A 1666-nucleotide genomic window follows, 5' to 3' on the forward strand; every position below is an offset into this window, starting at 1 on the left:
CTAAGCCTGAATCCACCGGTTGACCTTGAGGTTTTGACGGCGCGTTAAACCGAGAATGCCCCTCTGACCAGCTAAAATAGTTGTTATCTAGACAAGCTATTCAATGCTCAGGGAGACATCTCGTAGATGCAACTTTCTCACACTCACCGGTCCTTATCTGCATCGTTTGACGACCCCAACCTCGTGTCGTCAGCCGGACTGGTCCCCACGATGGCACTGGCTGCAAAAACGGGCCTCGGCTCCCTGATCGATGAGTGGGTGAAACTGCCCGGTTACTTCGGCGCGAACGCCGGCCTGAAAACGCTGGCACTGGTCGCAGGGATGCTCACCGGCGCCGACTCCATCGACGATATGGCCGTGCTCCGGCACGGCGCCCTGCGGAAATTGTTCACCGGAACCTATGCGCCCTCGACCCTGGGATCGTTCCTGCGCGCCTTCGCTTTCGGCCATGTCCGCCAGCTCGACGCCGCCGCGTCCCGGTGGCTGCAGAACCTCGCCGCCGTCACGCCGATCGTGACCGGTATCGACGACCTCGCCCTGGTCGATATCGACGACACCATCAGAGAAGTGCACGGCTACAAGAAGCAAGGCGCCGGGTTTGGCTACTCAGGAGTTCGCGGCCTCAACGCCCTGCTCGCCATCGTCAGCACCGGATCAGCCGCTCCGATCATCGTCAGCTCCCGGCTACGAAAAGGCCCCACAAACTCCGCCCGCGGCGCAAAGAAATTCGTCTCCGACACCCTCGCGACCGTGAAACGGCTGCGCAGCCCAACCGCGAAAGGAATGCTGCTCCTACGAGCCGACAGCGCCTACTACGTCAGCGCCGTCATCAAAGCTGCCCTCCGCGCCGGCGCGATGGTTTCGATCACGGCACGCCTGAATTCACTGGTGAAAGCGGGTATCAGCACCATCCCCGAGACCGCGTGGACCCCGATCAAATACACCAATGCGATCTTCGACGACGCCACCGGGCGGTGGATCTCCGACGCGGAAGTCGCCGAGATCCCCTTCACCGCGTTCGGCTCCAAGAAGAAGAGCGAACAAATCCCGGGACGCCTCGTCGTGCGCCGCATCCCGGAACTGAACAAGACCGTCGCCGCCGGGCAAGGCACCCTTTTCGACCTGTTTCGCTTTCACGCATTCTTCACCACCAGCACACTCAACACCGTTGACGCCGACAAAATCCACCGCCACCACGCGATCATCGAAAATTTGAACGCCGACATGAAAGCGTCGGCGATGGCGCACTTCCCGTCCGGCGTATTCACGGCCAACGCCGCCTGGCTCGTCCTGGCCTGCATTACGTTCAATCTCACCCGCGCCGCCGGCACCCTCGCCAGTCCCGCCCTCGGAAAAGCCGTCACCGCGACCGTTCGCCGCAAACTCATCAACGTCGCCGCCAGAGTATCCACGTCGGCACGACGCGTCACGTTGCACCTACCCAAAAGCTGGCCTTGGGAAGAAGGCTGGACGGCGCTGTTCACCAGCGTTTGCAGCCCGCCCGGCCGCGCCGCCACCTAACCATCCAGCCCGACCGGGCGCAACCAGGAACCCCAGTGGAACACCCAGGCATCGAGGCCCCAAGCTTGACCGCGCCCAAAACTACGAAAGAGGATCGAGCCCAAATCAAGAATTCTTCAGAGGCCGACCGGTGGATTCAGGCTAA

Annotated in this window: 1 protein-coding gene; it reads left to right on the plus strand. The window is 61.8% G+C overall.

Annotation, left to right across the window (positions count from 1 at the left end; translation table 11 throughout):
- Positions 1 to 126 precede the first annotated feature (126 nt).
- Entirely contained in the window at positions 127 to 1521 is a 1395-nt protein-coding gene (locus E3O45_RS02185; RefSeq protein WP_134441398.1) for an IS1380 family transposase, read from the plus strand.
- Positions 1522 to 1666 lie beyond the last annotated feature (145 nt).

The organism is Cryobacterium sp. TMS1-20-1, assembly GCF_004402355.1.
GTDB lineage: Bacteria > Actinomycetota > Actinomycetes > Actinomycetales > Microbacteriaceae > Cryobacterium > Cryobacterium levicorallinum.